This window comes from Candidatus Cyanaurora vandensis, from assembly GCF_013285555.1.
GTDB lineage: Bacteria > Cyanobacteriota > Cyanobacteriia > Gloeobacterales > Anthocerotibacteraceae > Cyanaurora > Cyanaurora vandensis.
Genome location: NZ_JAAXLT010000061.1, coordinates 1 through 4,670, shown reverse-complemented (window position 1 = coordinate 4,670; position 4,670 = coordinate 1). Strand labels below are relative to the sequence as shown.

The window sequence follows — 4,670 nt, the reverse complement described above, 5'->3', positions numbered from 1 at the left end:
GGGCTGGGGGTTGGGGGCCTCTTACGGAAGCGCGGACGGACGAAAAGAACCCACTTCAACCCCTACGCAAACTCTGGATATCGCTCAAACATCTCCCGCAAGAAAACCTGGAATCGCTCATCCTGACGCACAACATCAAAATCTGAATCAGTCTTGAGTAGATTTAAGTATCTATTGGGGTTCATGGTAATAGCTTGATTAAGGCTTTGAATCACTTGAGGAACCTTTCCTTGGAGAGCATAACAGCACGCCATGTTGTACCATGCTTCATGATAGTCAGGCTTGTACTTGATGGCTTGGTCATAACTGCTAATCGCCTCCTCATATCGCCCTAACTCGTCTAGAGCATTCCCTCGGTTGTACCATGCTTCATGAAGGTCAGGCTTGTACTTGATAGCTTGGTCATAACTGCTAATCGCCTCCTCATATCGCCCTAACTTATCTAGAGCAATCCCTCGGTTGTTCCATGCTTCATGTTTGTCAGGCTTGTACTTGATAGCTTGGTCATAACTGCTAATCGCCTCCTCGTAACGCTCTAGTAAGAGAAGTGAATCTCCTGATAGAGTAGTACGCTGTGGAATTAGTTCAAAAGAATTATCTTCTTTAAATTCAAATATACCCAAACGCCAGTCAAAAAAATCTGGGGCGCGGCGTGTAAAGTACTTGAAGGCAAATTCAGGTACTAGAAATACGATTAAAAATTTAAAAGAGGTTTGAAATCGTTCTCTCTGTAGATTCAGATTATTCAATACTCGGGGTACTGAATCTTCTTTGTAATAATCTCCCTGACCACCATAACCGGGCTTGATATAATCAGTTAGCGACTTCTCAATTCCCTCAATGAAGAGAATTTTCAAGGTTTTTAGAGTAGGAAGATTTTGTATTCGTGTGTATAGGTTATCCACAGACTTCTCAAGCTGTAAAAGTTCAGTATTCTTAATAGACAAATCACGTTTAATATGTTGGAAAATTTCGCGTCCTGTAGCTGGAGAGCAACGAACAAAGTAAAGGCCAAAGCCATTCTTACGGCGTAAGGCTCTCAGGAGTGCGTTATATTCATCCTCTGAAGCTTCATCAAGTCTAATACGCCAATTTCTGGCTGGAGTATTCATAACTCCTTCGGTTTGGCTCGGGTGAGTGCTTCTTCAAATTCGGGTAATGACAAAATTGTGGGGTGAACATCGTACCAAACCGGATCGTTTTCTCCTGGCTTGTATTCCAAGATGCAGCGACTCAACAATAACTTACGGTGTTCATTGGTATTAGGCATCATCTTACAGAGATGTACCTTAGCTAAGAAAATCCATTCACCATCATTCACATTGAGCCGATAAAGATCCCGAAGTTTGGCAATGGCGCGGTTGACTGCCTTTGAGCCGATGGGTAGGTTTTCTGTACCATTGATAACCTCTTGCATCATGAAAATTAAATCCCGGACATGACCCCCACTGATTGAGCAAAGCCGCTCTAAGTCTTCACTCTCCTCAAACAATTTATCTAGACTTAAAGCTCGGTCAGCTTTCTGTACTCTTTTCTCAATAACTTCTTTCATTTTGGCAATGCCACTTGGATAGGGCTTACCATCACGAGTTTTTACCATAACCATCGGTAAAATATTGGGGAAGCTGTAGCAATTGAATAAAGAGGTAGCGCGATCTGATTGGACCATAGAGATTGGGATTGTGTAGACCACATGGCAAGCTAGAGCCTTAAGCTGCTCATGGCGGTCCAGAAAAATTCGGTCATGATTGCTACGGCTCGTCTCTACATCAAAAATAGGCACAATCCGGTCTAAACTATCCACGACCATCACAATTCCCTTAAATTTATTCGACAATTTTTCCCTGGCTTCACCAACATATTCATTTAAAACTTGAATTAAAGTAGGCGTATGGTTATCCACCTCTTGACGAATCTTCTGACGAACATTGGGAACCTGCCTGACACTTGCGGTTAATTTTGCGAAAGTAGAGATAGATACCTCCGCGCCCATTTTATCAAGCTCAACTTCTGATAATCCCAAGTCTTGCAAAGCTGTCCAACGAGACTTCAACCAATCAATGACCGGGTTGGGATTGGCATAATCCTCTAGCTCCTCCAGTAAGTGCCGAGTACAAGCCAATAAAATATCGGAGTATTCTGTATCTTCGGTATTTAAATCTGCATCATCAGCATTAAAATAAACAACAAAAAATTCTTCATCCTCAAATTTCTTACAGAGCCGGAGTAGTTCAGTAGATTTACCCGCGCCGCGATGTCCTGTATACAATCGGCACTGAGTCTTCGTAGCGCGGGTGATTGAACGTCTAAATTCTAAGCAAATATCAACATCACCCCGTACTTCTGTGCAATCCACATAGAGGGGATCGCCTGCTGGCAAAGGTTGAGGTTCAAAATTACTCTGAATCCTAGCTAACAGTTCTTCGCTGCTTTGGACCATGCCGGGAATGCTCGCTGAAGTTCTTTTATCCTACCGTCAGTAGCACAACAGTTCCACCCTTATTGATACCGTTCACTCCCCAATTGACGGTTCAGGGCTTGGATGCGTTCCTGGGTGGCGGGGTGGGTGCTGAGGAAACTGGGGGAGGAGGAGGAGCGGAGTAATTTGGTTAAAAAAGTCACCATTCCTTGGGGGTTGTAGCCCGCCCGCCGCATGAGGTTAATCCCGCCCGTGTCCGCTTCAAACTCGTCCTCCCGGCTCTGGGGCAGGTTCAAGGCCAAGTTAGTGCCCAGACCAACGAGTGTATTCTCATTGAGACCGACCGCCGAGGCGAGACCTTGGGCGATGGCCCGTTGTTGCATCTGGTCCAAGAGATGACGGTCTGTGATGTGCGTAATCTCGTGGCTGAGGACCCCGGCAAGTTGGTCCTGAGTATTGGCGACTTGCAGAAGGCCCGTGGTCACGTAGACATAGCCGCCCAAGGTCGCAAAAGCATTCACCTCGCGGTCTTGGACCACAGTAAAAGTAAAGGGTAAGTCGGGCCGGGGGCTGACCCGAGCGAGACGTTGACCGATTTGGTTGACTTTGTTGCGGCTTTGGCGGTCCCGGCTGACCTGGAATTCTTGGCTGAGGAGTTGGCGGTGCATCTGTTGACCCAGGGCAATCTCATCGCGTTGCGAGATATTATTCAACTGCAACACCTGGAAACCACGCAACAACAAGTCTCCTAGGGGAGCTGCCGCCACCGGAGACGGGGTAAGGGCTAGGGTCAAGGTCAGGAGTAGGGAACTAAGCTTGCGTTTCATCTTTTTATGCTAACGAATCCCCGTGCTAGCCCAGTCTACCCTGGGTCCAAATCCGCTTCATCCATGGTCGGGACGGGTAAATCGGCGGCGGCAATGTTTTTGGAATAGACATAAACTTCACGGATGAAGGGGCGGCAGTCGGGGGCGTTGCTGTTGGTGCAGTCCGTGCCCTCACCTTTGAAATCCAGGGGACGCAGCCCAATTACCGCCAATAAACCGCCCCGTCCATCCTCAGCCGGGACAAAAACTAACCCACTCTGGTTGGGGTCTTGTTCGTTGTAAGGTTGCAGGTACGCGCTGACGAGTTGGAGTTGGGCGGGGTCAATGTCTTCGGGGTAAAGCTCCGGCGGGGTGACGGGATCGGCAAAGGGCGGGGATTCCCAACGGTACAAAGCTCCTTGGATCGCGCCGTATCGCTGTTGGAAGTTGGGTTCATCGTAGGGGAAGCCCTCGGGTAAACCGCCGAAACAATAGAGGACCAACACGTACTGTTCCCCTTTGGGGAGGACCAAGGCGAGGGCTATGGGGCCGGGGAGGGTATCGAGTTCCCCGAAATCTGCCACGGGTGGGAGGTCCACGGAGGACTCAATCTCGCCCGTAATCGCTCGTTCGGTCAACTCTACTTCCGACTGCAACTGGCGTTGATTGCGCTCCTGGGCTGCCCGTCCTGAGAACAACACCAGTCCGGTTACGAGCCCCAACACCACGACAGACGACAACCCCGCCACCAGGAGTAATTCAATGAGCGTGAACCCCGAACGACGTTTCATGGCGTCTCCGGCTCGGGGCGGCGTTGCAGGGTCCAAGTCGTCCCGGTCAACCCCGCCACAAAAATCTCATAGGGCACGAAGGGATAATCCCGATGCCCGACCACCACCCGTTTCAGCACATCCCCGCCGTCCACCACCCGGCCCTGGTAATCAAAAGCCACCTCGTCATCTAGCAAAGGCTGCCCCGACTCATCCAACGCTTCACTGATAATAAAGTCCGTATCCACCAGCACCACCCCGGTCGGTAGATTGGGTAAAGCCAGCCGTTGGTCCTCGGGGCAATCTCCCGTGGGCAGTTCACAGAGCCAAGCGCGGTTATTCTCTAGGTCAAAAACCAGATGTACCACTGTTCCCCGGCTCAAGGCCCGGTCCTGTGCCCGACGGAAACTGTCCTCCACCAAAGCCACGCCCTGCCCCAAGTCCTGCCGCGCCCGTAAAGGGGCGAGATTAGGCAGAGCCACGGCCCCCAGAATCCCGATGATGACCACAGTAAACAGCAGTTCAACTAATGTGAAACCGGAAGGCCCCCTAGCCCCCATGAATAGAGGGACAAAGCCGGAACTAGTTTCAGTTCGCGGACTTGTTATTAGCCATTGGCTCCGCTCCCCATTTACCTGTGCCCGTAAGGGTATGGGGCGGGGGGAACTCACAGGG

At 50.0% G+C, this 4,670-nt stretch carries 5 protein-coding genes; all 5 read right to left on the bottom strand.

Annotated elements, in window-relative coordinates; translation table 11 throughout:
* Nucleotides 1-62: 62 nt before the first annotated feature.
* Genes HFM78_RS04085 through HFM78_RS04065 form a run of 5 tightly spaced genes read right to left on the bottom strand, consistent with a single transcriptional unit; the run spans nt 63 to nt 4,555 of the window.
* On the bottom strand, nt 63-1,112 hold the full coding sequence (locus HFM78_RS04085; protein ID WP_287128148.1) for a tetratricopeptide repeat protein: 1,050 nt from the start codon (nt 1,110-1,112) through the stop codon (nt 63-65).
* Nucleotides 1,109-2,440 (bottom strand): AAA family ATPase, encoded by a 1,332-nt coding sequence (locus HFM78_RS04080; protein WP_287128147.1) that lies wholly within the window; start codon nt 2,438-2,440, stop codon nt 1,109-1,111. The genes HFM78_RS04085 and HFM78_RS04080 overlap by 4 nt, the downstream gene beginning before the upstream one ends.
* A 59-nt stretch (nt 2,441-2,499) precedes the next feature.
* Nucleotides 2,500-3,246 carry a M48 family metallopeptidase gene (locus HFM78_RS04075; protein WP_287128146.1) on the bottom strand — a complete coding sequence of 249 codons (747 nt, stop codon included), beginning with the start codon at nt 3,244-3,246 and terminating at the stop codon, nt 2,500-2,502.
* Between the two features lie 35 nt (nt 3,247-3,281).
* A complete protein-coding gene (locus HFM78_RS04070) occupies nt 3,282-4,016 on the bottom strand; it encodes a type II secretion system protein (RefSeq protein ID WP_287128145.1) in 735 nt (244 codons plus the stop codon).
* Nucleotides 4,013-4,555, bottom strand: coding sequence for a Tfp pilus assembly protein FimT/FimU (locus tag HFM78_RS04065; RefSeq protein ID WP_287128144.1), 543 nt, complete (start codon nt 4,553-4,555; stop codon nt 4,013-4,015). The genes HFM78_RS04070 and HFM78_RS04065 overlap by 4 nt, the downstream gene beginning before the upstream one ends.
* Nucleotides 4,556-4,670 lie beyond the last annotated feature (115 nt).